Annotated in this window: 22 protein-coding genes, 2 tRNA genes and 1 pseudogene; 16 read left to right on the top strand and 9 right to left on the bottom strand. The window is 66.8% G+C overall.

Annotated elements, in window-relative coordinates:
- The first annotated feature begins 30 nt into the window (after positions 1-30).
- Positions 31-729 (top strand): YggS family pyridoxal phosphate-dependent enzyme, encoded by a 699-nt coding sequence (locus tag SNOV_RS18885; RefSeq protein ID WP_013168568.1) that lies wholly within the window; start codon positions 31-33, stop codon positions 727-729.
- Between the two features lie 148 nt (positions 730-877).
- Here SNOV_RS18885 and SNOV_RS18880 read toward each other — a convergent pair whose 3' ends face one another.
- On the bottom strand, positions 878-1456 hold the full coding sequence (locus SNOV_RS18880; protein ID WP_244412793.1) for a L,D-transpeptidase family protein: 579 nt from the start codon (positions 1454-1456) through the stop codon (positions 878-880).
- A gap of 205 nt (positions 1457-1661) precedes the next feature.
- On the opposite strand from SNOV_RS18880, the gene SNOV_RS18875 reads away from it, so the two are divergent.
- From SNOV_RS18875 to arfB, 3 genes are read left to right on the top strand one after another with little or no spacing between them, the layout of a single operon-like run.
- Positions 1662-2348, top strand: a complete 687-nt coding sequence (locus tag SNOV_RS18875) for a response regulator transcription factor (RefSeq protein WP_013168566.1) — start codon at positions 1662-1664, stop codon at positions 2346-2348.
- Positions 2349-2391: 43 nt separating this feature from the next.
- Entirely contained in the window at positions 2392-2877 is a 486-nt protein-coding gene (locus SNOV_RS18870; RefSeq protein ID WP_013168565.1) for a cyclic nucleotide-binding domain-containing protein, read from the top strand.
- Between the two features lie 25 nt (positions 2878-2902).
- Complete coding sequence (gene arfB, locus SNOV_RS18865) at positions 2903-3334, top strand: alternative ribosome rescue aminoacyl-tRNA hydrolase ArfB (protein WP_013168564.1); 432 nt, start codon at positions 2903-2905, stop codon at positions 3332-3334.
- A gap of 61 nt (positions 3335-3395) precedes the next feature.
- On the opposite strand, the gene SNOV_RS18860 is transcribed toward arfB, so the two are convergent.
- On the bottom strand, positions 3396-4118 hold the full coding sequence (locus SNOV_RS18860) for a nucleoside deaminase (protein ID WP_013168563.1): 723 nt from the start codon (positions 4116-4118) through the stop codon (positions 3396-3398).
- Between the two features lie 140 nt (positions 4119-4258).
- The gene (locus tag SNOV_RS18855) at positions 4259-4462 is read right to left on the bottom strand and encodes a DUF1674 domain-containing protein (protein WP_013168562.1); all 204 of its coding nucleotides are present in this window, start codon (positions 4460-4462) and stop codon (positions 4259-4261) included.
- Between the two features lie 183 nt (positions 4463-4645).
- On the opposite strand from SNOV_RS18855, the gene htpX reads away from it, so the two are divergent.
- From htpX to SNOV_RS18835, 4 genes are all read left to right on the top strand, one after another.
- The gene (gene htpX, locus SNOV_RS18850; protein ID WP_013168561.1) at positions 4646-5689 is read left to right on the top strand and encodes a zinc metalloprotease HtpX; all 1044 of its coding nucleotides are present in this window, start codon (positions 4646-4648) and stop codon (positions 5687-5689) included.
- Positions 5690-5762: 73 nt separating this feature from the next.
- Positions 5763-5838 (top strand) — tRNA-Thr (locus SNOV_RS18845).
- Positions 5839-6025: 187 nt separating this feature from the next.
- Positions 6026-7066: a YeiH family protein gene (locus tag SNOV_RS18840; RefSeq protein WP_013168560.1), complete on the top strand. Its 1041-nt coding sequence runs from the start codon at positions 6026-6028 to the stop codon at positions 7064-7066.
- A 16-nt stretch (positions 7067-7082) separates the two neighbouring features.
- Positions 7083-7997 carry a LysR family transcriptional regulator gene (locus SNOV_RS18835; protein WP_013168559.1) on the top strand — a complete coding sequence of 305 codons (915 nt, stop codon included), beginning with the start codon at positions 7083-7085 and terminating at the stop codon, positions 7995-7997.
- A gap of 25 nt (positions 7998-8022) precedes the next feature.
- Here SNOV_RS18835 and SNOV_RS22735 read toward each other — a convergent pair whose 3' ends face one another.
- The 4 genes from SNOV_RS22735 to SNOV_RS22730 form a co-directional block, all read right to left on the bottom strand.
- Positions 8023-9921 (bottom strand): acyltransferase family protein, encoded by a 1899-nt coding sequence (locus tag SNOV_RS22735; protein ID WP_187291076.1) that lies wholly within the window; start codon positions 9919-9921, stop codon positions 8023-8025.
- A 48-nt stretch (positions 9922-9969) separates the two neighbouring features.
- Complete coding sequence (locus SNOV_RS18825) at positions 9970-11547, bottom strand: glycosyltransferase family protein (protein WP_013168557.1); 1578 nt, start codon at positions 11545-11547, stop codon at positions 9970-9972.
- 132 nt (positions 11548-11679) lie between these two features.
- Entirely contained in the window at positions 11680-13131 is a 1452-nt protein-coding gene (locus SNOV_RS18820) for a glycosyltransferase (RefSeq protein ID WP_013168556.1), read from the bottom strand.
- Positions 13132-13225: 94 nt separating this feature from the next.
- Positions 13226-15346 carry a class I SAM-dependent methyltransferase gene (locus SNOV_RS22730; RefSeq protein ID WP_049785761.1) on the bottom strand — a complete coding sequence of 707 codons (2121 nt, stop codon included), beginning with the start codon at positions 15344-15346 and terminating at the stop codon, positions 13226-13228.
- Positions 15347-15908: 562 nt separating this feature from the next.
- Between SNOV_RS22730 and SNOV_RS18810 the strand changes: the two genes are divergently transcribed.
- A complete protein-coding gene (locus tag SNOV_RS18810) occupies positions 15909-17870 on the top strand; it encodes a glycosyl transferase (RefSeq protein WP_013168554.1) in 1962 nt (653 codons plus the stop codon).
- 46 nt (positions 17871-17916) lie between these two features.
- On the top strand, positions 17917-19380 hold the full coding sequence (locus tag SNOV_RS22725; protein WP_013168553.1) for a glycosyltransferase family 2 protein: 1464 nt from the start codon (positions 17917-17919) through the stop codon (positions 19378-19380).
- A 47-nt stretch (positions 19381-19427) separates the two neighbouring features.
- On the opposite strand, the gene SNOV_RS18800 is transcribed toward SNOV_RS22725, so the two are convergent.
- Entirely contained in the window at positions 19428-19778 is a 351-nt protein-coding gene (locus tag SNOV_RS18800) for a hypothetical protein (RefSeq protein ID WP_041782414.1), read from the bottom strand.
- A 323-nt stretch (positions 19779-20101) separates the two neighbouring features.
- Here SNOV_RS18800 and SNOV_RS18795 point away from each other — a divergent pair, with 323 nt between their 5' ends.
- The 5 genes and pseudogenes from SNOV_RS18795 to SNOV_RS18775 all read left to right on the top strand — a co-directional run.
- The gene (locus tag SNOV_RS18795; protein ID WP_013168551.1) at positions 20102-20401 is read left to right on the top strand and encodes a hypothetical protein; all 300 of its coding nucleotides are present in this window, start codon (positions 20102-20104) and stop codon (positions 20399-20401) included.
- Positions 20402-20450: 49 nt separating this feature from the next.
- Complete coding sequence (locus SNOV_RS18790) at positions 20451-20951, top strand: hypothetical protein (RefSeq protein WP_013168550.1); 501 nt, start codon at positions 20451-20453, stop codon at positions 20949-20951.
- An 88-nt stretch (positions 20952-21039) separates the two neighbouring features.
- Positions 21040-21126 (top strand) — tRNA-Leu (locus SNOV_RS18785).
- A 67-nt stretch (positions 21127-21193) separates the two neighbouring features.
- Positions 21194-22783, top strand: coding sequence for a gamma-glutamyltransferase (gene ggt / locus SNOV_RS18780; RefSeq protein ID WP_013168549.1), 1590 nt, complete (start codon positions 21194-21196; stop codon positions 22781-22783).
- 24 nt (positions 22784-22807) lie between these two features.
- Positions 22808-23569 (top strand): annotated as a pseudogene (locus tag SNOV_RS18775) (GlxA family transcriptional regulator); the annotation flags it as partial.
- 141 nt (positions 23570-23710) lie between these two features.
- Here SNOV_RS18775 and SNOV_RS18770 read toward each other — a convergent pair.
- On the bottom strand, positions 23711-24622 hold the full coding sequence (locus tag SNOV_RS18770) for a LysR family transcriptional regulator (protein ID WP_013168547.1): 912 nt from the start codon (positions 24620-24622) through the stop codon (positions 23711-23713).
- 150 nt (positions 24623-24772) lie between these two features.
- Here SNOV_RS18770 and atzF point away from each other — a divergent pair, with 150 nt between their 5' ends.
- A complete protein-coding gene (gene atzF / locus SNOV_RS18765; protein WP_013168546.1) occupies positions 24773-26581 on the top strand; it encodes an allophanate hydrolase in 1809 nt (602 codons plus the stop codon).
- Positions 26582-26617: the final 36 nt, after the last annotated feature.

Raw genomic sequence — 26617 nt, 5'->3', positions numbered from 1 at the left:
GCATTGCGTCGATCAAGGCGAGGGATGGCGATGACGGTCGAGACGGCTTCGAATGTGGCGGCGAGCGATCTGACGTCGAGGCTCGGCGAGGTGCGCGAGCGGATCGCGCGGGCGAGCCGCGATGCCGGCCGCAAGCCGGAGGAGGTGCATCTCGTCGCCGTCTCCAAGACTTTCGACGCCGAGCACATCCTCCCCGCGATCGAGGCCGGCCAGCGGATCTTCGGCGAGAACCGGGTGCAGGAGGCAAGGGCCAAGTGGCCGGCGCTACGCGCTGATTATCCCGATATCGAGCTGCACCTGATCGGCCCGCTGCAGACCAACAAGGTGCGCGACGCGCTCGGCCTGTTCGACGTGATCCACACGCTCGACCGGCCCTCGCTGGCCGCCGCGCTGGCCAAGGAGTTCGCGAAGCTGGAAGGCCGGCCGGCGCCGCGCCTGCTCATTCAGGTCAACACCGGCGAGGAACCGCAGAAGGCCGGCGTGGCGCCGCTCGAAGCGGACGCTTTCATCGCCGAGTGCCGCGACGTGCATGGCCTGACGATCGAGGGCCTGATGTGCATCCCGCCGGCGGACGAGCCGGCCGCACCGCATTTCGCGCTGCTGGCGAAGATCGCCCGCCGCAACGGGCTCTCCGCGCTCTCCATGGGCATGAGCGGCGACTACGAGACCGCCATCGGGCTCGGCGCCACCTATGTGCGGGTCGGCAGCGCCATCTTCGGCACGCGCTGAAACTCAGAGGTTCGTCATGGCCGGGCTTGGCCCGGCCATCCACGACTTCGGTTCGGCTGGGCGCTCAAGGCAAGTCGTGGATCCCCGGGCCAAGTCCGGGGATGACGGTCCGAGGGGTGGCGCAATTCAGCGAGAGCCGCCTAGCTCATCACACCACCTCGATCCGCGTGGCCCGCGTCAGCCGCGCCAGCAGGCGCTTGAGGTCCGGGCGGCGGAAGGCCACGCAGCCGGCGGTCGGCTCGAAATCTGCGCGCGCAAGGTGCAGGAACACGGCCGAGCCGCCCCGCGTCTTGCGGGGGCGTTGGTTATGGTCGAGCACGACGACGAGGTCGTACAGCCCATCGCGGCGCCACATCTCCTCATGCGAGGCCTTGAAGGGCAGCCGGACCGGGCGGTTGTAGCGCCCGTCGCGCGGGTCGTCGCACCAGCCATCCTCGGGGCGGGTACGACGCACCGGCAGGCGTGTCGTCGGCCGCAGGCCGTGATCGGCGCGGTAGCGGACCTCGCGTGGGTGCCAGACGCCCTTCGGCGTCGCGCCGTCGCCTTCGTGCTTGCCGGCCTTGATCCCCGCGCGGCCGAGCGCTACCGGGATCGCGCGTCCGTCGAGGACGAGCCAGCCGCGGGCGGGCGAGCCCGGACGCGCCACCACGCGCAGCCGCGATGCGCCCGGACGACGCGCGGCGGGGGATTTCCTGCTTGTTTCTTCGGGAAGGGGCTTCTTCTTCACGCGTTTTCCGTTCACGATCACGTCACGAACCCGCGCCTATGCCGTCCCGCGGGGCCGCCGACTCTTGCCGAACGCGTTTCGCCTGCCTACTCCGGACGCACGGCACCTCCATCCGACGCCGCGCGAGAGTGGACGCGCGGTGCCCTGCGAACAAGGGGCTTCGGGAAGCGGACCTGACGGGACGCGGTATTTTCGGGAAAGCGATATGGCGAACGCTCAGCGAGTTTTGGTGGTCGACGACGACAAGGACCTGCGCGAGGCGCTGGTCGAGCAGCTCTCGCTCTATGACGAGTTCGAGGTGGTCGCCGTCGACAGTGCCCAGGGGGCGATCAACGAGGTCGAATCCCAGCGCGTCGACCTGGTGCTGATGGATGTCGGCCTGCCCGACAAGGACGGCCGCGAGGCGGTCCGCATCATGCGCCAGGGCGGCTTCAAGGCGCCGGTGATCATGCTGACCGGCCACGACACCGACAGCGACACCATCATGGGCCTGGAGGCCGGCGCCAACGACTATGTCGCCAAGCCGTTCCGCTTCGCCGTGCTGCTCGCCCGCATCCGCGCGCAGATGCGCTCGCACGAGGCGAGCGAGGACGCGGTGTTCACCATCGGCCCGTACACCTTCCGGCCCGGCGCCAAGATGCTGGTGACGGAGCGCAACTCCAAGATCCGGCTGACGGAGAAGGAGACGGCGATCCTTCGCTACCTCTACCGTGCCGGCAAGAAGCCGGTGGCGCGGGAAATCCTGCTGCAGGAAGTGTGGGGCTACAATTCCGGCGTCACCACGCATACGCTGGAAACGCACATCTACCGCCTGCGCCAGAAGATCGAGAAGGACCCTTCGCACCCCAACCTTCTTGCCACCGAGGCGGGGGGGTACAAATTGCTGCCCTGAGCGGGGCGACTGATTCGTCCCGAGGAGGAGTTTCTCCCGCCGGATGTCCATCGAGGACGATATCGCCTTCCTGGAACGCGTGCCGACGCTGGCGCTGATCGGCCGCGAGGCATTGCGGGTGATCGCGATCAGTGTCGAGCGCTACGCCGTTCCTCGCGGGCAGGCGCTGTTTCGCGAGGGCGATGCGGCGGACTGCGCCTATGTGGTGGTGCACGGCACCTTCTCCGTCACCCGCGGCAATGACGAGGCCACCCGCCGGCCCGGCCAGGCGACGCGGGTGGGATCAACCGCGCTGCTGGGCGAGATGGCGCTGCTCACCGACACCAAGCGGCCGGCCACCGCCACGGCGCTGGAGGACGCGGAGGTGCTGCGCCTCCCCCGCATGGTGTTCCTGCGCACGCTGGAGAGCTATCCCGAGGCGGCGCACCGGCTGACGCGCGAGCTCACCGCCCAGATCAACGCCACCCTCGCCGAACTCGAAAAGGTACGCCGGCGGCTGGAGGCGATCGACGGGGAGCCGCGGCCGTGACGGCGGCCTTCCTGCGCCAGCGGCCATGATCCCGGTCACGCCGCGCATCTGGCTCGACGAGAACGAGATCGAGGAGAGCTTCGTGCGCGCCTCCGGTCCCGGCGGGCAGAACGTCAACAAGGTCTCGACCGCGGTGCAGCTGCGCTTCGACGTGCGCGGCTCGAAGACCCTGCCGGATGTGGTGAAGGCGCGGCTGGAGCGCATCGCCGGCCGGCGCCTCACCAAGGAAGGGGCGATCGTGCTGATCGCCCAGCGCTACCGCACGCAGGAGCGCAACCGCGAGGACGCGCTGGCGCGCCTCGTCGCCATGGTGCAGGAGGCGGCCGACCTGCCGGTGATCCGCCGCCCGACGCGCCCGACGCTCGGCTCCAAGGTCCGCCGGTTGGAAAGCAAGGCCCGCCGCGCCGGCGTCAAGGCGATGCGACGCGACAAGCCGGGGGGCGGCGGGGAGGAGTGAACCGCCCGCAACCCGGAGCATTTCCTTGCCGATCGGATGATTCCGCCGATCGGGAAAGGCCCTAATAGGGATGCCGGTCCTTCTTGTTCATCCACGCCTCATAGGCCTTGAGGCCGGTGGCGCGCTCGAAATTCTCGGTCACGGCGATCCGCCGCTCCGACCACGGCTTGGCGAAGTCCTCGTATTGGAAGGCGTCGTCGAAGCCGATGGCGCTGGTGTCCTTGAGGCTGGCGGCGAAATACACATGGTCGATGCGCGACCAGTAGATGGCGCTCATGCACATCGGGCAGGGCGCACCGTTGATGTAGATCTCGCAGCCTTTCAGCATCCGGGCGCGCTCGGGCACCGGATCGGGCGAGCCGGGCTCGCGCGGGATCATTTCGAGGATGGTGCCCGCGCCATAGTCGCTGCCGAGCAGCGCCTTGGGGTTGAGACGGGCCGAGGCGTCCATGATCGCCGTGATCTCGGCATGGAAGACCGGGATGCCGGTGAGCAGCACGCGGTTCTGCCCGCGGCCGATGATCTCGCCATCTTTTACGATGACGGCGCCGAACGGCCCGCCCCAGCCCTTCTCGACCGATTCGATGGCGAGGCGGGTGGCCTCCTCCATGAACTTCGCCTTGTCCGGGGAAGGCGCGGCCGCCACCGCCGGTGAAAAACCCAGGCCCGCCGCTCCGGCGGCGCCCGCCGCGGTCGCCATGAACAGGCGTCGGCTCAGTCCCCCGGGTTCGGGGCAGTTCCCGTCATGCACGGCGTCGCAGCAGCAGTTCACCGTCGTCGACATGTTCGCCTCCTTGGGCCGGTGCCGTAGGAGCGTCCGCCACGCAGACGCGCCGGAACCGGTCCCAGAAGAGCATGGGACACGGATAAGTTGAACAGCCAATCGAAATGTGGCCAGCCGGATGCCGGGTTCCGCCCGGGCGTTCAAAAATCCGAGGCGATGCCCTTCACTTCCCAGTCGCCATAGCGCACCGGCTCGGGGCCGTTGCGGCCGTCGATCTCCTTCGGCGCCTGCGCCTGCGTGCTGGCGGCGCGCCGCGCCGCGGCTTCCTCCAGCGCGCGCTTCGCGGCGGGGGTGAGCGGGCGGCGCTCGGCGGGCGCGGGCGGGGTTGGATCGGTCTTGCTCATGCGCCATTGGAACCACCGCTGGCGCGCGCCCGTCAAGGCGGGGGGCGGCGCGGCAGCCCTGCGCGGAAGGCGGTCTGACGCAGCGCCGGCAAGGATTGGCGGACGCCGTGCGATCTTGAAGCGCCCGGCGGCGCTTCCCATTCTATTGCCCACGGCCGCCTTCGCGGCCGAGATGAGGGACAGATGAACTATTTCCGCACGGCGATCCTGCTCGCGGGCATGACCGCGCTGTTCATGGGCGTCGGCTACATGCTGGGCGGCCAGGGCGGCATGGTCATCGCGCTGGTCTTCGCCGCCGGCATGAACATCTTCAGCTACTGGAATTCCGACCGCATGGTGCTGTCCATGTACGGCGCGCGCCAGGTGGATCGCGCCAGCGCGCCGGAATTCTACGGGCTGATCGAGCAGCTCGCCGCGCGGGCGCAGCTTCCCATGCCGCGCGTGTTCATCATCGACAGCGCGCAGCCCAACGCCTTCGCGACCGGTCGCAACCCGCAGAACGCGGCGGTGGCGGCGACCACCGGCCTCATCAACTCGCTGTCGCGCGAGGAGGTGGCGGGCGTGATGGCGCACGAGCTGGCGCATGTGAAGAACTACGACACGCTGACCATGACCATCACCGCCACGCTGGCGGGCGCCATCTCCATGCTCGCCAACTTCGCCATGTTCTTCGGTGGCGGACGCAACAACAACAATCCGTTCGGGCTCATTGGCACCATCGCCATGATGATCCTGGCGCCGCTCGCCGCCATGGTGGTGCAGATGGCGATCTCGCGCTCGCGCGAATACGAGGCCGACAAGCTCGGCGCGCAGATCTGCGGCCAGCCGCTCTGGCTCGCCTCGGCGCTGGCCAAGATCGCGGGCGCCGCGCAGCACATCCCCAACATGCCGGCCGAGCACAATCCGGCCACGGCCCATATGTTCATCATCAACCCGCTCTCGGGCGAGCGGATGGACAATCTGTTCTCGACCCACCCGGCGACCGAGAACCGCATCGCTGCGCTCCAGGTGCTGGCGCAGGAGATGGGTGGCGGGATGGGCACCGGATGGGGCGGCGGCGGGGCCTATGTCGAGCCCGAAGCCGCCGGTTCGGGCAGCGGATCCGGTCCTTGGGGCGGCGCCTCGCGGCGCCCGGGCTCGTCTGCGAGCCAGGCTTCGAGCAATGTCTGGGGCCGCACGGGCCGGGACGACGGCGGTCGCGGCAGCGGGCGCGGTCCCTGGGGCTGAGAAGCTTCCTGCGCGGGGTGACGCGTCCCGGCGCTTGAAAAAATGAGGCGTCGCGGCTATCAGAGCCGCGCGTGCCGCTTTAGCTCAGTCGGTAGAGCATCGCATTCGTAATGCGAGGGTCGCGTGTTCGAGTCACGCAAGCGGCACCATTTCCCCTTCCCGCGCCAGACGGCGCCGCGGGCTCATCCGACATTTCCCGCATGAACGCTCGATCCGCGCATGGGGTCGCCGCGCACAAATCGTTCGTTTTTGTCGAACGATTTGTGCGATATAATCCGTTGGATCGAATGATTTGAAGCTGCGAAGACGGATCGTCGCCGTGAGGGAGGGACGATCATGGTCGCGCATGTGGATGCTGCCGCCGATGCCCGGAAGGGTTCGAAGCTTCGTCACTACGGCCTCCTGCCGGGGCTCGCGCTCACCGCGGGCATTGCCGGCGCGGCCTTCGGCTTGCGGCAGGTGCCCATGCTCGGCGTGCTGAGCCCGATGATCCTGTCGATCCTCATCGGCATCTCCTTCCACAACCTGCTCGGCACGCCCGCCCGCGCCAAGGAGGGCGTGACCTTCGCCATGCGGCGCATCCTGCGCTTCGCCATCATCCTCTTAGGCCTGCAGCTCACCGCGGCCCAGGTCGCCGAGGTCGGCCTGAGCGGCCTTGCCGTCATCGCGCTGACCCTCCTCGCGACCTTCCTCTTCACCACCTGGTTCGGCCGGCTGATCGGCGTCGAGCGCGGCCTCGCCGAGCTGATCGCCGCCGGCACCTCGATCTGCGGCGCCTCGGCGGTGATCGCCACCAACACGGTGACCCGCGCGCATGACGAGGACGTCGCCTATGCGGTGGCCTGCGTCACCGTCTTCGGCTCCGTCGCCATGTTCCTCTACCCGTTGCTGCCGGATGTTCTGGGCCTCGCGCCGCATGCCTATGGGCTGTGGGCCGGCGCCTCGATCCACGAGATCGCCCAGGTCGTCGCCGCCGCCTACCAGGACGGCTCGGCGGCCGGCGAGTTCGGCACCATCGCCAAGCTCTCGCGCGTCATGCTGCTGGCGCCGATGGTGATCGCGCTCGGCTTCGCCGCCAGCCGCCGCGCCGCCCGGCACGGCCACGGCGCCTCCACTACGCGGCCGCCCATGCCCTGGTTCGTGCTCGGCTTCCTCGCCATGGTCGGGCTCAACAGCCTGGTGACCATGCCGGCGGAGCTGAAGGCGGCGATCGTGCTCGCCACCACCTTCCTGCTCTCCATGGCGCTGGCGGCGATGGGCCTCGAGACTGACATCGCCAAGCTGCGGGCCAAGGGGCTGAAGCCCTTCGCGCTGGGCTTCGCCGCCTTCGCCTTCATCGCCGGCTTCAGCCTGCTGCTGGTGAAGATCACGACATGAGGAAATCGGGCGGCGGATGACACTGGAGCAGCTGCGCATCTTCGTCGCCGTCGCCGAGCGTGAGCATGTCACCCGCGCCGCCGAGCAGCTCAACCTCACCCCATCGGCGACCAGCGCCGCCATCGCCGCGCTGGAGGCGCGCCATGCAGCGCGGCTGTTCGACCGGGTCGGCCGCGGCATCGTGCTGACGCAGGCCGGCCGGCTCTTCCTTCCGGAGGCGCGCGCCGTGCTGGCGCGGGCGGCGGCGGCGGAGAAGGTGCTGGCCGACCTTGCCGGCCTCGCCCATGGCTCGCTGGCCCTGGCGGGCAGCCAGACGACCGGCAATTACTGGCTGCCGGCGCTGGTCGCGCGCTTTCGCGCGCGTTATCCCGGCATCGCCGTGAGCCTCGTCATCGGCAACACCGATTTTGTCGCCGACTGCGTGCGCGACGGTGCCGCCGATCTCGGCTTCATCGAGGGCGGGATCGACGATCCCGTGCTGTCGGCGACGCCGGTCGCCGAGGACGAGATGGTGCTGGTCGCCCCGGTCACCCATCGCTGGACCTGGCGGGCACCGACCGCGCCCGAGCAGCTGCGGGAGGGGCCGTGGGTGCTGCGCGAGCCCGGCTCGGGGACGCGGGCCATCTTCGAGGCGCATCTGCGCAGCCTCGGCATTTCGCCGGGCGAACTCGACGTGGCGCTGGAATATCCCTCGAACGAGGCGGTGCGCGCGGCCGTGGAGGCGGGCAGCGGCGTCACCGTCATCTCGCGCCGCGTCGTCGAGGAAGCCTTGCGTGCCGGCGCGATGACGCTGGTCGGCTATCCCATGCCGCGCCGGTCCTTCCTCGCCCTGCGCCACCGCGAACGTTACGCCACCAAGGCGGCGCAGGCCTTTATCGACCTGCTCGGCGGGGGAGAGCCAGCGCGCCCGCGCCCGGCACCGCCCCAATGAGGAAGGGCGCGGGAATGGCGCTCCATCAGGGCATGGCAGTGGTATCCGTCGAGCCGAGCAGAGACCGACGAATCTTGTCCTTCGCGCGCTCGCCGATCAGCCTCGCGAACTCGTAGCTCAGGTGGTTCCTGTCCCAGGCGAAGGGGATCGATTTCGCGTCATCGACATAGAACTGGCATTCCGCAGGACCACACATGAGTTCGCGTTTGGACAGGAAGGTTGCGCCGTATTTGCTGGCGACCGCCTCTGCATCCTTTTCGAGCGCAAGAGGCGGCTCGAGGAATGCGGGATCGCTGCACGCCCCGCGGCCGGAGCGCTCGATGAGCTCCCAGCAGTTCTGCTTCAGCGTGTAATAGGCACCGAGTATCACTATCCTCGCATCGGGCGCCGCGGATCTGACCTGTTTCAGAAACGCTTCGAGATGGGCTGGTTTGTACCAGGACCATGAATTCGAGATCACGATTGCATCGAAATAGCGCAAGTAATCGGTATTAAATCGACGCTGATTGGCCGCGTTGCATTTGTCGATATTGGCCATACGGCCGGGGAAGATCTTCGCTATATCAGGATAGGGCGGACAACCGGGGACCGTATCGAGGATGAAATAGGCGTCGTGCAGGCTGACATCGACAATGTTCAGGCCATCAGGCGCATAGCTGTCGCCAACGACAAGCACCCGCTTCTTACTGGTCTCGACCGGCTCCCAGCACTTTGCCCACCCCCTCGCCGAGCAAAGGGCGTTCAGCGTCCGATAGCGCTTCGCGAGTTGGGCATCGACGAAGCCGGACGGGAAGTAGTTGGGCGAACGCCACGCCCAGCCGCCCTGAGCCCACACAGCGCCGGCGCCGAATATGATCGATGGAAGCACGACCACGATCGCCAGACGAGCGCCGGCCGTATGGCGGTTCCACAAGGAGCGCCGGAAGCGGTCCTCGACGGTCCAGAAAAGCATGTGCCCCGCCGCGAACGTAGCCACACCCATGGCCAGTACTTCAACGGGGGTCGGCGGGCGGAACAGGGCGTAGGTCCAGAAGACGATGATGGGCCAGTGCACGAGGTAGAGTGAATACGAAACCTCGCCGATGTAGCGGCCGGCGGGGTTGTCCAATATCCGGCCGGTCACGGCCGCTCTGCCGGCGAAGATCGCCAATGCCGTCGCGCCGCACGGCAGGAGAGCGGTCAGGCCGGGGAACGGCGTCGCTTCGCTGAGCAGGACGATGCTGGCGGCCAACGCCGCGAGCGCTGCGAGCAGAAGCACCTCCGCCACGAGCCCCCTTGGGCGGAATGTCGGAGGGGCGAGCGCCAGCAGGCCGCCTATGGCGAATTCGAAGAAGCGGAACGGCGTCAGGAAGAACGCCATCTCCGGGTCGCTTCGGGTCACCATCTCCGAGGCGATGAGCCCGGCGATCGACAGCCCGCCGAGCAGTCCGACGAGGTGCAACCGCGTGCGCTGGCGATAGGCGAGGACCAGCAGCACCGGCCAGACAAGATAGAACTGCGCCTCGACGCTGAGCGACCAGGTATGCAGGAGCGGCTTGGTAAGTGACGCGTTGGCGAAATAGCCGGCCTCCCTCCAGAAGAAGATGTTGGAGAGCCCGGTGATTGAATAGAGCGCCGATTGCGCCGTCTGCACGAACAGTGTCGGTGGAAAGAGAAGGCCTGCCGCGACCAGCGTCAGCGCTGCCGTCGCGGTCAGCGCCGGCAGGAGGCGGCGGAGGCGCTTGAGGAAGAAGGTCCCGAAGGAAAACGAACCGCTCGCGATGTCCTTCGCGATGGACGAGGTGATCACAAAGCCCGAGATCACGAAGAACACGTCGACGCCGACATAGCCGCCGGGAAAATAGGGCAGCCGGAGGTGGAACGCGATCACGGCAAGAACCGCCAGCGCGCGCAGCCCCTGGATGTCGTCACGCCTTTCCAGCATCTCGCGCCCAATCATCGAATCGGCAGGGAAGTGGTTAGCTGTCCTCGTTCATTGTGGAGCGGGCTTGGCGTTTTCTTGGCCGACGAGAATTATATCAAAGAGAGGAGCCCCGTCTCTCTGCGAGAAGTGCATCTCGAAATCCACCGGGCCACCGAAATCCGTAACTGTCCGGCGCTCCTTAACGCCGATGATGATGGCAATTTTTCCGTACTGCTTGACCAGGGTCGAGAATTCCGCGGTCGAGGGAGAGCCGATGAACGTATAGGGTATCCGTCCTCGCGTCTGGAACAGAAACTGCAGGTGCGAGCCCCAAGAAGCAAATACTGGACGGTAGTCTTTCAGCGTCGTACGGAATAATTCCGCTGGCACCGAATAAGCTTCGTTATGATAAGCGAGCCCCCCCGTCTTGTTCAGCGCTTTGTGTGCGGCATGGAGCGCGACCAAATTGGTGGCGATCAGCACGGAGCAGGCGGCAATGGCAATAGTCTTCACCACTCGGTCGGACGCGATGAGCGAAGCCATCAACATATAGACGACGACAGCGTAGGCGATGAAGTGGTGGTAATTTATCGCCTTAAGAAAAAAGGCGCCTGTGATGAAGGCCGCAACGCAGCCGGAAGCAACCAGGTAGAACGCGCTCTTGGTGCTATCGGGAGACCGGGAACGGAGTGCCGTCACCACAAGCAAAGCGAGCATCCCGCCAATGATGGCCAGCCGCACGGTGGAGTAGTTGTCGCGGAAATAGCCGACAACTCCCAGCGCATGTCCATAATAGCCGAATCCGCCCTGGATCAGGTTGGACATGCGGCGCAGATTTTCGACGCTGAATGTCGGAATAGATTCGGCCAAGGCGAAGCCCGGCATACCGAAGTTGGCTAATAATGCAGGACTTGCCAGATAGATCGAGACGACGGCGTAAATGACGGGCGAATAAGCGACGATGCCGGCGATAAGAAAGGCAACCAAGTGCCAAGGTCGACGGCGATAGGTCCAGATTGCCGTCAGGATCAACGGGATCGCGAAAAACACGCCGACGAAATAACACAGCACGGACAGGGCCGTGCTGCTGCCAGCGCCAATAGCGAGCCAAGGCGATCGGCGTGGTTGCCAGTAGTCGGAAAGCAAACAGTGCGCTGCCAGGGCGGCGAACAGGATGACATACCAGAAGTAGTGCGCCTGCGAGCGAGCCGAGAAAATATTGCTCGGGTCCGTGATGGCAATAAGGCCGAAGAAAAATGCCGGACCCCAGCCAAAGATACGGGCGATCAATGCGACTAACGACAATATAGCTCCGAAGGTCAGAAAACCTTCGAATATCCGTAAGCTTTCTACGGAGAAACCGATAGAGATGAATAATGGAATGCCGACATAGGCGCCGATGTCGGTATTATATAAGCTGCCGCCAACGATCGGGTATCGTGCTAGGCCGTCGAGCCGATCTATGAAATTGTCGGGGTAGCGATAGTGGTGGAGCCTCGCCGCACCTTCCGACAAGATGCCCGGCGCAAACGCGTAGTGATTTGCTTCGTCGGCCTGGAGACCTGGCAATCCAAAGTCCCAATAGACCATGAATATCCAGATAAGGGCGAGGATCGCAATCACGCTCCGCCCGCGTAGCGCCGCCATTCTATACCCTTGTTGCGATGGATTGATCGTCTTTGTCGGGATGAGGCGGTGTGCCAGCGGGGGGCCGCCTCGCCGGCCGAGAACGCTGGCTGTGCCAACTCATCGGAGTCACCACGGCATGCGCCAGCGCCGTCAAAGTTCGGCTGCCTTTATCCCTCGAGGACTCTCAGCTGGCTTGGTGTCCAGCTTCGGCTGAAGCGCGGCGACGAGCGACTCCTGCAACGCCTCGAGCGAGAAGTTTGCCTTGGCGAACCGCACCTGATCGTTCGAGACCTTCATCCATGCGTCGTCGTCGTTCAGCAGGGTAAGAATGCCGTCGGCGATCTCTCTCGCGCTCTCGCGGACCAGCGCGGCCTCGGTCACGCCGACGATGCCCTCCGCACCGATTGGCGTCGTAACGAGCGGGAGCCCTTGGCTCAGCGCTTCCACCACCTTCCCCTTGACCCCCGCTCCGAACCGCAGCGGCACCACGGCGAGCCTCGCTTCGGCGTAGTACTGCATCAGGCGCTCGTCGCTCACCCAGCCGGTCACCTCGATGTTTGCGGCGGCAAGGGCGCGCACGGCATTGGTCGGATGCGAGCCGACGATCGCCAGCCGCGCGTCGGGGCGGCGCGCGTAGACCAGCGGCATGATCTCGCGCACCAGGAACTCGGCCGCATCGACGTTCGGCGGGTGGGAGAATCCAGCGACGAACAGGATCGTGTTTCCTTCCGTCGGCTTGGTCCGCTCGTTGAAGTGATCGAAATGGAACGGCACGACCGCGTGCGCGTCCGTTTCGGGTTCCAGCTCCTCCACCAGCGCCGTTTCGACATGCGAGAGGTAGATGACCTTGTCGAACTGCCGCCAGAGCTGCCGCTCGGCCCGCTCCATCGCGGCTGCCTCGTTCAGAAGCTGCGGGTTGCCGGCGATCTCGGCCTGCCGCTTCATGCGCAGGAAATGGATGTCGACGCCATAGTAGCTGAGATGAGCGCGTGTGAAGGCGCGAAGATCAGGTAGAACGTCCTCCGCTATCGACGGACGACTGACGAGGACATGGTCCAGGAAGGGACCGTTCAGCCGAATCCAGTCTTCGAAGCTGCCGAGATAGCGATGGTCGAGAACCTCGACGCCGAGATCCTCAACCGGCCTCGTGTAAAGCTCCGAGTAGGCCCGGTTGTGGGGCCACAGCTTCACGACCCACCCTGCGCTTACCAGAGCGGTTAGGAAGCTCACGATCACGCGGGAGCCGGCGTCGCGGTCCGGCTCGGGCACATAGTGATCGACAACCAGTATGACCGGCTTGTGCCGGGCGCGGTCCTTGGCCCGGAAGAGATCGGCCGGGCCGTCAAAATGATCGCGCTGCAGGACGTCGCGCCACCGCTCCAGCATGCGCTCGGCATTCTTCACCTGGTGGGCCTTCACGCCGGTGTTTATATCCGTGCCGTGCGAGACGCCTTCGTGATGCACGACGGCCGATTGCGGCTCATAGACCACCTTGAACCCGGCCTGCCGGATGCGGAAGGCAAGATCGGTGTCTTCGTAATAGGCGGGTGCAAATATCGGATCGAAGCCCCCCAGTTGGGCGAACAGATCCTGCCGCACCATGATGGCCGCGCCCGAAATGTAATCGACCTCGCGTCGATAGTTATATTCCGGGCGATAGGGATCGCTTCCGCGTCCGAAGTTCCAGCCAGTGGCATCACTCCAGATGATCCCCCCCCGCCTCCTGCAGCTTGCCGTCCGGAAAGATCAGCTTCGAGCCGGTCAGGCCGACAGTCTGATCCGCCTCCAGAACGTCGACCAGGGCGTCGATGGCACCGGGAAACACCTCGGTGTCGTTGTTCAGGAAATACAGATACTTCCCGGACGCCTCCTTGGCGGCAATGTTGCAGGTATACAGGAAACCCTGGTTCTCCGGGTTCCGTATGAGCCTGATGCCCTCGACCTCGGTCTTGAGCCGCGCGACCTCCTCGCCGGGGAAGGCGTCGTCCATGACAATGATCTCGAACGGCACCTGCGGAGGATGGGCCGAGATCGACGACAGGCATCGGAGCGTGAACTCGACCTGCCCGTAGGTGGGGATGATCACCGAGACGACGGGATGCAGCGAATCCGGGATCCGGACCTTGTCGCCGCGGGGCGTGGAAGCCTCATAGCGGCGCCGTTCCAGGAACGACGGCTGGCGCGCCTCGGCGGCGAGCTGCGGGCTCCCTTGACCGCCGATTCGAGCAAAATGCCGCCCTTCGGCCTTTCCATGCGCGCAATAATGCAGAAAGGGATCCATGCCCGACGCGGCAACATCGGGATTGGCGGAAAGATATCCTCCGCGGTCGAACTCGGCGGCGGCGCGCGAAGGGAAGCGCCCTTCACCCTTGCCGTGCCTGAGGTAGTGCTCTTCTGCATCCATTCCGGACGCGGCGACATCGGCATAGGCCGAGAGATACCAGTCGCGTTCAAAACCGAAGGCTTCGTCGGCGTGGTCGAGTTTGGGCCTCGCGGACGCGGTCATGAATCGGGGTGCGCGTTCCTGCTTCCGACTTACTGATCGCGACGCTCCCGTCACCGCACGCAGCAGCGCTGTCATTCGCCAGGGCGTAGACCGCCGGAGGCGCCGGAGCTCCTGCTCCCGCAACGCCAGTTGCTGTGCCGCCGCGGCGAGTTCCCGCTCGTGCTGCCCGACCTGCGCGCGTAGGACGTTGTTCATGTTCAGCGTTTCGGCGGCTTCCCGCTCGCGCTGCTCGAGCTGCCCGTGCAGGACCTTGTTGTTCTGGGTCACGGCTTTGAGCGTCTCGGCCGCGCCGCGGGCGTCTCGACGAAAGGCCGCATTTTCCTCGGTCAGCTCGGCAAGTTGATCCCGAGCTGCCGCGATCGTCTCGTTCAGGTTGTCGCGTTCGCCCACCATCCCCGTCAGCCGGCGCGCCTCCGCCTCGGTCCGCGCCACCAATGTGCCGAGCCGCTCGATCTCGCCGACGGCACGATCCCGCTCCCTCGACAGTGCGGCGACTTCCGACCTGAGATGACCGGCGGCGTATTCGTTGGAGCAGGCTTTGCCGAGCCGGGCGAAGATCTCCTGGACGTTCCGTCGCTTCGCCTCGTCGCCGTCCGCTTCGAACAGTCGCTTCACCAGGGAGGGCTGGTCGGGGCCGACGCCGACGATGGCCAGGCCATGACCATGGGCGAACTCGAAGCAGGGGTAGGTTTTCCGCAGTTCCTCGATGAACTGGAAGACACCGAAATCGCCCTTGCGTTCGTTGCTGTCATGGAGAATGACGAGGCCTCGCTCGGACAGCTTGGGGAGCCATGCCTCGAAATCGTGCTTCACGGCTTCGAGCGTGTGGTACCCGTCGATGTGCAGCAGATCTATCTCGCCATCGGCAAAGAACGCGACCCCTTCGTCGAAGGTCGTCCGCATGAGGGCGGAGAAACGCGAGTAGAAACGGGCGTTGTGGGTGGAGACCTTCTCATAGACGTCGCCGCCGTAGAGGCCCGCATGCTCGTCGCCCTGCCAGCTGTCGACGGCGTAGCAGCGGGTGGACAGTCGCAGCCGCTCGACCGCCTGGCAGAACGCGAAATAGGACACGCCGTAATGGGTGCCCAGCTCGACGAATGTCCGCGGGCGATGGGCGCCGGTGAGCCAGAAAGCGAACGGAATATGCTCGTGCCAGGCCGAATGTTCCAAATGGATCGGCTGCATGAACGCCGCCGCGTTCACGGACAGGTTGGGCAGAGCGGGGTCGTCGTCGAAGCCGAGCGATATAGAGAAAGTAGTATCGTCAAATTCGCCGAACCTTTTACTGCTGATCGGCATAATGTCGTCCATAATTCAGTCGCTTCACTTGGCCAACGTTTCGTAAGCTCTTTGCGTATGTCGCCGGCGGCGTAAGGATCGGGAATCCTGCCTGCGGTCAACCGCGGCGGCATTCAAACATCCTCCGACGCGGCTGGCAATGAGACCGCGTTGACCCGGGGAGAAAGGACAGCGGTCCGGCTTCTCGGCGGTTGCAAATGGGGCGCGCTCATGCGCCCTTGGGCAGAATGGCCTTTGGAAAGGTTTCAGTAAGACATTAAGTGTTGCTACTGTGGTTGCACGAAACGTATGCTGGGGAAGTCAGGACTGATGGCTGTGGATATTCGTTCACTCGTCAACGGCTCAACGAATGTTACGAATTGATGTTGCTTCGCGCCGATGATTCACTGCGTTGTGCGTGGAGGCGCCGCTCCGGAATAGACAAGCGCCGTCGCGGCGCATCGCGCTCTCACGGTCGCGCAATTCTGCCATCGCCGGCGGCGTCTGGCGTCCGGTGGGGAGGCGTATGGACAAACACGCGACCCCGGTCGTCTGAGCATGCTGCATCGTCGAGGTCCAGCATTGGACCGCGGAAATGAGGCATTCAACCGGCGATGAAAGATCAATAGATACGGAGGCGCAGCTCAAAAGGATCGCGTTCGAGCCGCCGCGCCGGGAGGCGGCGCTGTTCGTCATCTGCTCACTCGGCGGACGGATCCGGGCGCATGTACGGCATTATGTTGAGTCGCTGACCGGCGCGGGGGTCGACGTCTATGTGCTGGTCCTGACCGACCGGCCGCTGACCGACGACGATTCCTGGCTGCGCCGATCGGCCAGGGGGCTTTTCCTGCGGGAAAACAGGGGGACGATCTTCGCTGCGTGGATGCAGCTCATGCGACGCTACCCTGCTCTCTCCGATGTCGAGATCCTGTACCTTGTGGATGACAGCCTGCTGGGCCCCACCAACCGGCCGGCGCTTCATGCGGCGATGGACTGCATCCGCAACAGTTCGGCAGATATTGTCGGCTTGACCGACAGCCTTGACGGCAGCTGGATGCCGGAGGGAAATTTCGTCGCGATAAAGCGCAAGGTATTGAGTTCGTTCGCGTTTCAGTCGTTCATCCGCGGCATTGCCGGCTACGTCCATCTGGGCGATGTCGGCGACAGCCAGAAAGAGCGGTTCGCGTCCCTGATGAAATCGACGGGCTTCGTCGTGGATGTCCTGTTCAGGACGGCGCAAGCGCGCCATGGAGGCGATCGCAACTGGCGCGAATTGCTCGCGGCGGGCTTCCCGTTCGTGGATATCTCCGTGCTCCAGGCTCGCGATCACCGGCATGCTGACGGCGGCTGGCGGGACGAACTGACGCGTTACGGCTACGACGTCGCCCTGGCGGAACGACTTCTGGCCGAACTGGCCTTCTATCGGAAATATCCACTCGGCCCTTCCCCGTCCGATCGCCGATTCCGGGTCAGCTTCACGGGTGCATGGAACGTCGACAACGCGCTCGGTGCCGTGTCACGCGGCTATTTGCGTGCCTTGATGCACGCCGATTTCGAGACGCGACTTCTACCCATCCAGGCGCTTTCCGCCCATCGCCGAATCAGCCCCAATATCCGCGTTTCGGATTTCGCCGGGCCGGCCGACATCGCCGTCATTCATCTCGATGCCTCGTCATGGGATGAATATCCCAACTGGGAACTGCGCGACGAGGTGGAGCGCGCTCTCAAGCGGGTCATCCTGCTCGATGCGGCTGAGGATTTCTCGCGGCGAAAGTTTCTCCACTGCTTCGAGAAGGCCGATGCGATCTGGACATCGAGCCGCTTCGTCGCCGATCTCGTGCGGCCCCATTTCCAGGGGCCGATCGACATCATCCCACATGTCGTGCCGTTGCGCGGCGTCACTTCGTCTCCATCAGAGCAGAACGCGCTGCGCCGCCGGCTGGGGATCCCCGAAGCTGCGCGCATTATGCTCGGCGCGGCCGAGCCCGGCGCTCCATCGATGGGCGGCGGGGTAGAGGATCTTGTGCGCGTCTTCGCCGAGTCGGGACTCGGCGCGCACGACTGGGTGCTTGTCCTTGAGCCGGAATGTTCTTCGGCCATCGTAGCAGGTTCGGCAACACCTGGTGTCATCGTCGCCAAGGCGATGACCAGGCAGGAGCTGAGCGTGCTCTCCGACCTCGCGGACATCTATGTTTCCAGCCGGTGCCTGCCGGGCTTCAATCCGGCGCTGGCGCAGGCGCTGGCGCGTGGAAACATCGTCGTGGCGGCCGATTACGGCGGTTCGCGTGATTACCTCGATGCAGAGACCGGTTTTCCGGTGCGCTGCGAAGGGCGGCCCCTGGATGGCGCCAGCGCCTTTGCCGCGACAGGCACTGCCGACCGGTGTATCGACATGGGCCACTTTGCCGAGTGCATGGTAATGGCCGCCGGTCTCCCGGCCGCCAAGCGCGAAGCTCTTGCGGCGCGCGCACGGGCGAAGATTGAACAGCTCCTGTCGCCTCGTACCGTCGCCCGAAGGATAGAAGATAGCATCAAGCGTGTACTGTCGGAGGTCTGATCGCCCGTGACGGCAACTGGATACCATAGAACTACATGAACACGTCATGCTGAACGCGCCGAAGCCCTTCTTCCTCACCATTCTCCTCACAGAGAGCGGCGAGCTGTCGGATCGCGTCGCCTTGAACGTTCTGCCCGAGGGCGATTCGTCCTGGTACGTGCTGACGGATGCGCAGGTGCAGCTTCATCCGACGCTTGCCGATCTCATCCGCCGATATTCCGAGCAGCGCCCGGATGTCGGCATCTTCTATGGAGACGAGGTTGCGCTCGACGAGGATACCGGCGCCGAACGGGATGTCCTCCTGAAGCCGTCCTTCGACGTCACCCAGCTCATCGCGCAGGACTATGTCGGCTGGCCGATCTTCATCCATGGACGGGCATTGCGGCGCCTGGGCCTGCCGGGCGAGGCCGGGACCGCGGTCACCTATGACCTTCTGCTGCGGGCGCAGGCTGCGGGAATAGCCGTCGAGCGCATTCCCGAGATCCTTGCGGTGCGTCGCGGCGCCCCTCGCCGCGCGAACCTTGAGGATCGCCGTCGCGTCGCGGCGACGTGGGCTGCCGGAGGGCTGGGCGATTTCGACGTCGTGCCAGGGCGCCGGCCGGATACGCTGCGCCTGACGCGGCGCCTTGCCGATCATCCGCCAGTCACCCTGGTAATCCCGACTCGGCGGGAGGCCCCGCGCGATGTCGATGGAAGGCCAGCGGGCCGGCCCTATATCCTCGACCTGCTCGAAAGCCTGACCACCGCATCATGGCCGGTGGACAGGCTGACCGTCCTTATCGGCGACGACATGGAGGACGACGGGTTCTACCGGCAGCGCGAATGGCCGTTCGACATGCGTTTTGTCGCGACGCCGCGCGCGCCGGGCGAGCGGTTCAACTATGCGCGCAAGATGAACGGTCTTTGGCGGCTAGCTGCGACCGAGCATGTCGTGCTAATGAACGACGATCTTGTCATAGCCACACCCGACTGGCTGGAGGCGTTGATGACCTTTGCGCTGGAGCCCGACGTGGGTGGCGTGGGCGCGCGACTGCTCTATCCGAGCGGGAGGCTCCAGCATGTCGGTATGGCGTTCGGCCCCAACGACGCCTGCGCTCATCTCTTCCTCGACGAGCCCGGCGCCGCGCCGACCTACGGCAACTGGGCCGATGTCCACCGGGAATATTCCGTCGTCACAGGCGCGGTCTTCGCGACCCGGCGCAGTCTGCTCGACGAGATAAATGGCTTCGAAGAGCGCTTTTCGCTTAGTTGGAATGACGTCGACATGTGCCTGCGCCTGCGCCTGCTGGGCCTGCGCATCGTCTACACGCCGCATGCCGAGCTGACTCACTATGAAAGCGCCAGCCGCGGGCAGAGTCGGGTATTGGGTAGCGAGATGGCGCTGTTCCTCGAGCGCTGGCGCGACTTGTTCGAGGACGATCCGGCCTATCATCCGCGGCTGTCGCGTACCTCCCTCATCCCGACGCCTCTCCCCGTCGATGATGTCCGGTGGTGGCAGCGCCACACATAAAGAAGGGCGCGGAGACCGCGCCCTTCCGTCTCGTTGCTTCGTGGCGATCAGTACCAGACCCAGCGGCAGCGGCGATAAGGCCGTCCCCAGCGGTTCCAGGCGCGCCGGCACACGCGGCGCTGGCGGCGGCGCCACCGACGCCGGCGACGGCGCCAGTAGCCGGGAGGCGGACCGGGGGGACCCCAATGCGCCGGCTCGACGGGGGTGCCGTCCGGCGTCGCGAGAGCCTCGTCGGCGAGCGCATCCTCGGCGAGTGCATCTTCGGGCAGTCCGTCCGGCGGCGTGAAGTCCTTCACCTGGCTGAGCGTCGTGGCCTGCGCTGGACTGAGCAGGGTGCCGGCGGCAACCATCGTTCCCGCCGCACCGGCGAGACCGAGCAGAAAACCTCGTCTGTCCACTTCAACCTCCACTATCGTCCGCTCCGGCAGGACCGGGGGCGTTCGACACCGGCAACGCGCCGGAGCGGAGATGGTTCGCCAACCGCCGATCATGCTGGCGTGTGATCACGGCCGGCGTGCGGTGGAATTGGAGCATTTACGTTACGGTCGCTTCCCGCGCCCATGCTCGAAAATCATTTTCAGCCAACAGCTTGGCGAGACAGGGTCGATGCGGCCACGTCGGGCTTCACCATCCTGCCGCAATCGCGCCTCCGGTATTCTCCTGCTTGTCCCCCGACGCCCGGCACGCGATAGTCGGCCCGACGATTCGCACGAGGCCGAACATGAGCGTTCTTCGATCGACACTGCGCGTCGGGCTTGCCCTCGCCATCGTTCTGCCGATGACGGCCGCGAGCCTGCCGGCACAGGCCAAGAACTCCACCGGCGCGCTGATCGGCGGCCTGGTGGCCGGCGCGCTGGTCGGGTCGGCCGTCACGGCCGCGACCCAGCCGAAGACCTATTACTATGCGCCGCCCCCGCCGCCTCCGCCGCCGGTCTACTACGCGCCGCGGCCGGCGCCGGTCTACGGCCCGGGCTATTGCGGCGCCCCGCCCTATCCGCCGTGCCGCACGCCGGTCTACTGAGACCCGCCCGCGGCTTCGCGTTTCCTCGGTCAAGCGCCAGGGTCATCCCATGCTCAAGACGACAGCCACCGCCCTCTGCCTGATGCTGGGCCTCGCCGCCGCGCATGCCCAAGCGCCCGCACCTTCCACGGCGCCCGCCCCGGTCGCTCAGGCCAACCCGCAAGCCAACCCGTCGGACGCCATGCCCCCGGCCGCACCGGCGGACGACGACGCGCTGCCGCCGCCGACCGCCTGCAGCTTCGACAAGGTCTATATCTGCGAGGCCAAGGGCTGCGGCCCCTCCACCGAGCTCGGCACCATCGACCTGCCGGCCCGCTTCCTCATCCATTTCGGCGAGCAGATCATCGCCAGCACGGCCGACAACGACCTGCCGCATATCAGCTCGATCCAGAGCGTGATCGGTGACGGCGACAGCCTGATCCTCGACGGCAATGACGACATGAGCGCTTGGGCGATCCAGCTCTCGCGCACCAAGCCCGAGGCCACGCTCACTACCCTTGCCGGCGGCAAGGTGCTGACCGCCTTCGGCACCTGCCAGCCGGCGCCCTGAGCACCGGCCCCATCGGTTTCCTAGAGGGTTGCCCGCGCCGCGCGGGCCGCTATAGTCCGCCGCGCTTCGCCGGCGCGGGATCGGCAGCGCGGGTGTGGCGGAACCGGTAGACGCGGCGGACTCAAAATCCGTTTCTGGTGACAGAGTGTCGGTTCGAGTCCGACCACCCGCACCACATCTCCCATGAAGGCCGAGCAGGCTGTGACGTTGGCGGCCGCCAGCGGCCACAAGGACCTGCCGACATGCGCGATTTCCAGAAGCCCGGCCGCTCCGCCGTCGTCACCCGCGAGGCGATGGCGGCGACCTCGCATCCCTCCTCGACGCTGGCGGCGATCCGCGTATTGGAGGCGGGCGGCAATGCGCTCGACGCCGCCATCGCCGCCTGTGCCGTGCAGTGCGTGGTCGAGCCCGGCTCGACCGGCTTAGGGGGCGACTGCTTCGCCCTGCTTGCCGGCGAGGACGGCAAGGTGCATGCCTTCAACGGCTCGGGACGCGCGCCGGCGGCGCTGACGGCGGCCTATCTGCGCGCCAAGGGCCTGACGCAGATCCCGCGCCAGTCGCCGCACGCCGTTACCATCCCCGGCGCGGTCGATGCCTGGACCAAGCTGCATGCCGTGCATGGCCGCATGCCCTTCGCCGAGCTGCTGGCGCCCGCCATCCGTCTCGCCCGCCACGGCTACGCCGTCGCCGAGCGCGTGCAGTATGACTGGGGCCGCGAGGCGGCGCTGCTTTCCGCCGAGGCCAGCACGGCGCGGGTCTTCCTGCCCGGCGGCAAGCCCCCCGCCGTCGGCGCGGTGCATCGCCAGCCGGAGCTGGCCGACACGCTGGAGACCGTCGCCCGCGAGGGGCGCGACGGCTTCTATCGCGGGCCGGTGGCGCAGGACATGGTCGCGTACCTGAACGGTCTCGGCGGCCTGCACACGCTGGAAGATTTTGCGCAGGCTGGTGGCGAATATGTCGAGCCGATCCGCACCAGCTTCCGCGGGCACGAGATCCATGAATGCCCGCCGAACGGCCAGGGCATCATCGCGCTGATGATCCTCAACATTCTCGCGCGCTTCCCGGCCAAGGGCGATCCGCTCACCGCCGACCGGCTGCATGTGGAGATCGAGGCGACGCGCCTTGCCTATGCCGAGCGCGACCGCTTCCTCGCCGATCCGGCGCAGGCCGAGGTGCCGGTCGCGCATCTGCTCTCCGACGCACTGGCGGACGAGCTCGCCGGCCGCATCCGGCTCGACCGTGCCGGTGAGCCGGCGCCCAGCCTCGCCGGTGCCGAGCATCGCGACACGGTCTATATCTGCGTGGTCGACAAGGACCGGAACTGCGCCAGCTTCATCAACTCGATCTTCAATCCCTATGGGTCGGGTCTGCTGGCGCCCCGCTCGGGCGTCCTGTTCCACAATCGCGGCCAGAGCTTCGTGCTCCAAGAGGGCCATCCGAACGAATTGGCGCCGCGCAAGCGGCCCATGCACACCATCATTCCCGGCATGGTGACAAAGGACGGCCGGCCGTTCATGCCGTTCGGCGTCATGGGCGGGCATTACCAGGCCATGGGCCACGCCCATTTCATCTCCAAAGTGCTGGATTTCGGCCTTGAGCCGCAGGCGGCGATCGACCTGCCGCGGCTGTTCCCGATCCCCGGCACCACGCAGATCGAGGCCGAGGACACCTTCCCGGCGGAGACCATCGCCGAGCTGCGCCGGCGCGGCTTCGACATCGTGCCCTCCGGCCGGCCGATCGGCGGCGCGCAGGCCATCCGCCTCGACCGGGCGAACGGCACCCTCACCGGCGCCTCCGATCCGCGCAAGGACGGCTGCGCGCTGGGGATTTGACGCTCAGGCGGCGCTCGCCCGGCGGTAGCGGGGGGCCGGGGTCGTGTGGCTGAGATGGCATCGACCATCGACTTCGTGCGCCGTGCCGCGGCGCAGGCAAGGCGCATCGCCGGCGCCGGCATGGGCGCCTTCCTGCTGGCCGAGGCGGGCCTGCTCGACGGCAGGCGGGCCACCACCCACTGGCTGCGCGCCCGCGAACTGGCCGAGCGCTTCCCGATGATCAAGGTCGAGGAGGACCGTATCTTCATCGCCGACGGTCCGGTCTGGACCTCGGCCGGCATGAGCGCCGGGATCGACCTGTCGCTGGCGCTGATCGAGGAAGACCTCGGCATCGAGGCGGCGCGCGCGGTGGCGCGCAAGCTGGTGCTCTATCATCGCCGCTCCGGCGGCCAGTCGCAGTTCTCCTCGCTGCTGGAGCTGGAGCCGAAGTCCGACCGCATCCAGAAGGTGCTCACCTATGCGCGGGCAAAACTGGCAAGCCGGCTGAACGTCGAAGAGCTGGCCGAGGTGGCGCATCTCTCGCCGCGCCAGTTCAGCCGCGCCTTCCAGAACGAGACCGGCCAGTCGCCGGCCAAGGCGGTGGAGCATATGCGGCTCGAGGCGGCGCGGGCGCTGATGGAGGACACCGCCCATCCCATCGACATGGTGGCCCGGCAGACCGGCTTCGCTGATCGCGACCGCATGCGCCGCGCCTTCCTGCGCAGCTTCGGCCAGCCGCCACAGGTGATCCGGCGGCAGGCGCGGGGACCGGCCCCGGCCGACGAGGCGGAGCTGGAGGACGCCTAGGGCCTGCGCCCGCCCTGCCTGCGCCAAGGCCGTCTCCGCCCTCATGGCCGGGCTTGACCCGGCCACCCAGGCTTCGCGCCGCATGATGGCGGCAAGGTCTCTGGGTCCCCGGGTCAAGTCCGGGGATGAGGGGACGTGGGACTATGGATCGGTGCCCCCCGCATAGTCCTTCAGCGCGTTGGCGAGGCGCTGGGCGAAGCGGGCGGGAGCGACGGGCAGCGAGCGCCCGCGCATCTGGCCGAGGATGAGGTTGCCGGTCGGCAGGTCGCGCTCGGCGATGGGGCGGAACACCAGCGAGCCGTCGCCGGGATCGCGCAGGCCGATGGGGATCTGGAAGCCGACCGCCCGCTCGTGCAGCACATAATGGCGGATCAGCTCGAAGCTCTCGGTCTCGACGATGGGCGCGACGCGGCGTGAGCCTTTCCGCGCGGCGAAGTCGAGCAGGTGCCGCACGCCGTACTTCGCCGCCGGCGCCACATGCGGGGCGTCTAGGCAGTCGCGCAGGCGCAGCTCCTGCTTACGCGCGAGCGGATGGTCGGCGGCCATCACCGCCACCACGGGCTGCGGCACGATGCGGATCACCTCGAAATCGACGAGATAGACCGGCTCGAAGACGAGGGCGAGGTCGCTTTCATAGGTGGCGAGCTCCTGCTCGGCTTCGGCGCGGTCGCGCACCTTCACGCCGAAGGTGACGCCGGGATGATCGGCGCGGTAGCGGGCGATCTGCTCGGGCAGGAAATAGGGCAGCAGCGCCTGCGAACAGGCGATGGAGACATGGCCGCGCCGCTCGCCGGAAAGATCGGCCACCTGTCCCTGCACGCGGGCGAGGTCGGAGAGGCTGGCGCGGTAATGGTGCAGCAGCAATTCGCCGGCGGGGTTCAGTCGCACGCCGCCGGGCAGGCGCTCGAACAGCTCGGCGCCGAACTCCGCTTCGAAACGCCGAATCCGCCGGTTCAGCGCCGAGGCGGTGATGGCCATGTCCTCCGCCGCCCGGCGCATCGAGCCGGCGCGGGCGACGGCCTCGATCAGGCGGAACGTGTACAAGTGCCGCATCGGACTGCCGATTTCCCCACGCGGTGCATTAATTGCAACGCCTTGGTGAAATCATAGCAATTTTGGCGAACACGGCGAGAGGGGCAGGATGGTAGTGGCGCAAGGAGTGGCGCCCTGCGAAGCTGTCCTTCCTTCCGCGAGGTCTCGCTCATGCCCGTTGCGCAATGTGATGCGGTGCCGCTTCTCGATCTCCCCTTCACCCTCGCCGCGCTGCGCGCCGCCTATGCCGGCGGGCTGAGCCCGGAGGCGGTGGTCGAGGAGGCGTTCCGCCGGCTCGATGCGCTCAGTGATCCCGGCATCTTCCTCTACGAGGCCCGCCATGCCGCGCTCGGCGAGGCGCGCGCGCTCGGCGCGCCGGACGGGCGCCCGCTCTGGGGCATCCCCTATGCGGTGAAGGACAATATCGACGTCGCGCGCATGCCGACGACGGCGGCGTGCCCGGATTTCACCTATGTCGCGGAGGCCGATGCGGCCGTCGTGGCCAGGCTGCGCGCGATGGGCGCCATCTGCCTCGGCAAGACCAATCTCGACCAGTTCGCCACCGGCCTCGTCGGCGTGCGCACGCCCTATCCGGTGCCGCGCAACGCCGTCGATCCCAAGCTGGTGCCGGGCGGCTCCTCCTCCGGCTCGGCGGTGGCGGTGGCGCGCAGGCTGGCGGTCTTCGCGCTCGGCACCGATACGGCGGGGTCGGGCCGCGTGCCGGCGGCGCTCAATGACATCGTCGGGCTGAAGCCGAGCCTGGGGGCGCTGTCCTCTATCGGCATGGTGCCGGCCTGCCGCTCGCTCGACACCGTCTCCATCTTCGCCGGCAGCGTGGCCGAGGCGTGGGAGCTGTTCGAATTGACCGCCTTCTATGATGCCGCCGATCCCTGGTCGCAGGCGCTGCCGGCGCAGCGCCTTTCGCCACCGCCGCCGCGGTTCCGCGTGGCGGTGCCGGATGCTCTGAGCCTGCGCACCTATGGCGACGAGGCGCAGGCGGCGCATTTCCGCGCCACCATCGCGAAGCTGCAGGCCGGCGGCGCCGAGGTGCGGGAGATCGATTTCTCGCCGTTCTACGCCGTCGCCGAGCTGCTCTATAGCGGCCCCTGGGTGGCCGAGCGCGTCGCCGCGGTGGGCGCGCGGGTGACGCAGGCGCCGGAGACGCTGCACCCGACGACGCGGGCGATCCTCAATCTGGGCCTGTCCCTCACCGCCGTCGATGCCTTCAAGGGGCTCTACCGGCTGCAGGAGCTGAAGCGGCGCTGCGAGGAGGCGCAGTTCATCTGCGTGCCGACCATCCCGACCTTCGTCACGCTGGAGGAAATCGGCGCCGACCCGATCGGGCCGAATGCGCGGCTCGGCACCTACACCAACTTCGTCAACCTGCTCGATCTGTGCGGCATCGCCGTGCCGACCGGCCCGCGCGGCGACGGCCGTCCCGGCAGCCTGACCATCCTCGCGCGCAAGGGCGAGGATGCGGCCTGCGCCTCGCTCGCGCTGAGGGTCGAGCGCGGCGGGCGCGCGCCTGTGCCCGTCCCGGCGCCGGCCGCGGACGAGATCGCCCTCGCCGTCTGCGGCGCGCATATGTCCGGCCTGCCGCTCAATCACGAGCTGATCCATCGCGGCGGGCGGTTCCTGCGCGCCTGCCGCACCGCCCCGCACTACAATCTCTACGCCCTGCCGGGCGGGCCGCCGGCGCGGCCGGGGCTGGTGCGCAATGCCGATGGGCAGGGCGCCGCCATCGCGGTCGAGATATGGGCGCTGCCGCGCACGGCGCTGGGCGACTTCCTCGCCGGCGTGCCGGCGCCGCTCGCCATCGGCACACTGATGCTGGAGGATGGCAGCGAGGTGAAGGGCTTCCTGTGCGAGAGCCATGCGCTCGCCGGCGCCCGCGACATCACCCGCGAGGGCGGCTGGCGGGAGGCGCTGGCGGCCGACGCGCCGGCGCCACGCGAATTGTCCCCGGTAGTGGAGCCTTAGGGCGCTCTGGATTCAACAAGCTGGAGCATGTGCCGG

The organism is Ancylobacter novellus DSM 506 (assembly GCF_000092925.1).
GTDB lineage: Bacteria > Pseudomonadota > Alphaproteobacteria > Rhizobiales > Xanthobacteraceae > Ancylobacter > Ancylobacter novellus.
This window is presented reverse-complemented; position numbering and strand designations above follow the sequence as displayed.

Coding starts and splice junctions, on each gene's coding strand:
- SNOV_RS18885 (WP_013168568.1), top strand. CDS start 31: ATGACGGTCGAGACGGCTTCGAATGTGGCGGCGAGCGATCTGACGTCG.
- SNOV_RS18875 (WP_013168566.1), top strand. CDS start 1,662: ATGGCGAACGCTCAGCGAGTTTTGGTGGTCGACGACGACAAGGACCTG.
- SNOV_RS18870 (WP_013168565.1), top strand. CDS start 2,392: ATGTCCATCGAGGACGATATCGCCTTCCTGGAACGCGTGCCGACGCTG.
- arfB (WP_013168564.1), top strand. CDS start 2,903: ATGATCCCGGTCACGCCGCGCATCTGGCTCGACGAGAACGAGATCGAG.
- SNOV_RS18860 (WP_013168563.1), bottom strand. CDS start 4,118: ATGTCGACGACGGTGAACTGCTGCTGCGACGCCGTGCATGACGGGAAC.
- SNOV_RS18855 (WP_013168562.1), bottom strand. CDS start 4,462: ATGAGCAAGACCGATCCAACCCCGCCCGCGCCCGCCGAGCGCCGCCCG.
- htpX (WP_013168561.1), top strand. CDS start 4,646: ATGAACTATTTCCGCACGGCGATCCTGCTCGCGGGCATGACCGCGCTG.
- SNOV_RS18840 (WP_013168560.1), top strand. CDS start 6,026: ATGGTCGCGCATGTGGATGCTGCCGCCGATGCCCGGAAGGGTTCGAAG.
- SNOV_RS18835 (WP_013168559.1), top strand. CDS start 7,083: ATGACACTGGAGCAGCTGCGCATCTTCGTCGCCGTCGCCGAGCGTGAG.
- SNOV_RS22735 (WP_187291076.1), bottom strand. CDS start 9,921: ATGCTGGAAAGGCGTGACGACATCCAGGGGCTGCGCGCGCTGGCGGTT.
- SNOV_RS18825 (WP_013168557.1), bottom strand. CDS start 11,547: ATGGCGGCGCTACGCGGGCGGAGCGTGATTGCGATCCTCGCCCTTATC.
- SNOV_RS18820 (WP_013168556.1), bottom strand. CDS start 13,131: ATGGTGCGGCAGGATCTGTTCGCCCAACTGGGGGGCTTCGATCCGATA.
- SNOV_RS22730 (WP_049785761.1), bottom strand. CDS start 15,346: ATGGACGACATTATGCCGATCAGCAGTAAAAGGTTCGGCGAATTTGAC.
- SNOV_RS18810 (WP_013168554.1), top strand. CDS start 15,909: ATGAGGCATTCAACCGGCGATGAAAGATCAATAGATACGGAGGCGCAG.
- SNOV_RS22725 (WP_013168553.1), top strand. CDS start 17,917: ATGCTGAACGCGCCGAAGCCCTTCTTCCTCACCATTCTCCTCACAGAG.
- SNOV_RS18795 (WP_013168551.1), top strand. CDS start 20,102: ATGAGCGTTCTTCGATCGACACTGCGCGTCGGGCTTGCCCTCGCCATC.
- SNOV_RS18790 (WP_013168550.1), top strand. CDS start 20,451: ATGCTCAAGACGACAGCCACCGCCCTCTGCCTGATGCTGGGCCTCGCC.
- ggt (WP_013168549.1), top strand. CDS start 21,194: ATGCGCGATTTCCAGAAGCCCGGCCGCTCCGCCGTCGTCACCCGCGAG.
- SNOV_RS18770 (WP_013168547.1), bottom strand. CDS start 24,622: ATGCGGCACTTGTACACGTTCCGCCTGATCGAGGCCGTCGCCCGCGCC.
- atzF (WP_013168546.1), top strand. CDS start 24,773: ATGCCCGTTGCGCAATGTGATGCGGTGCCGCTTCTCGATCTCCCCTTC.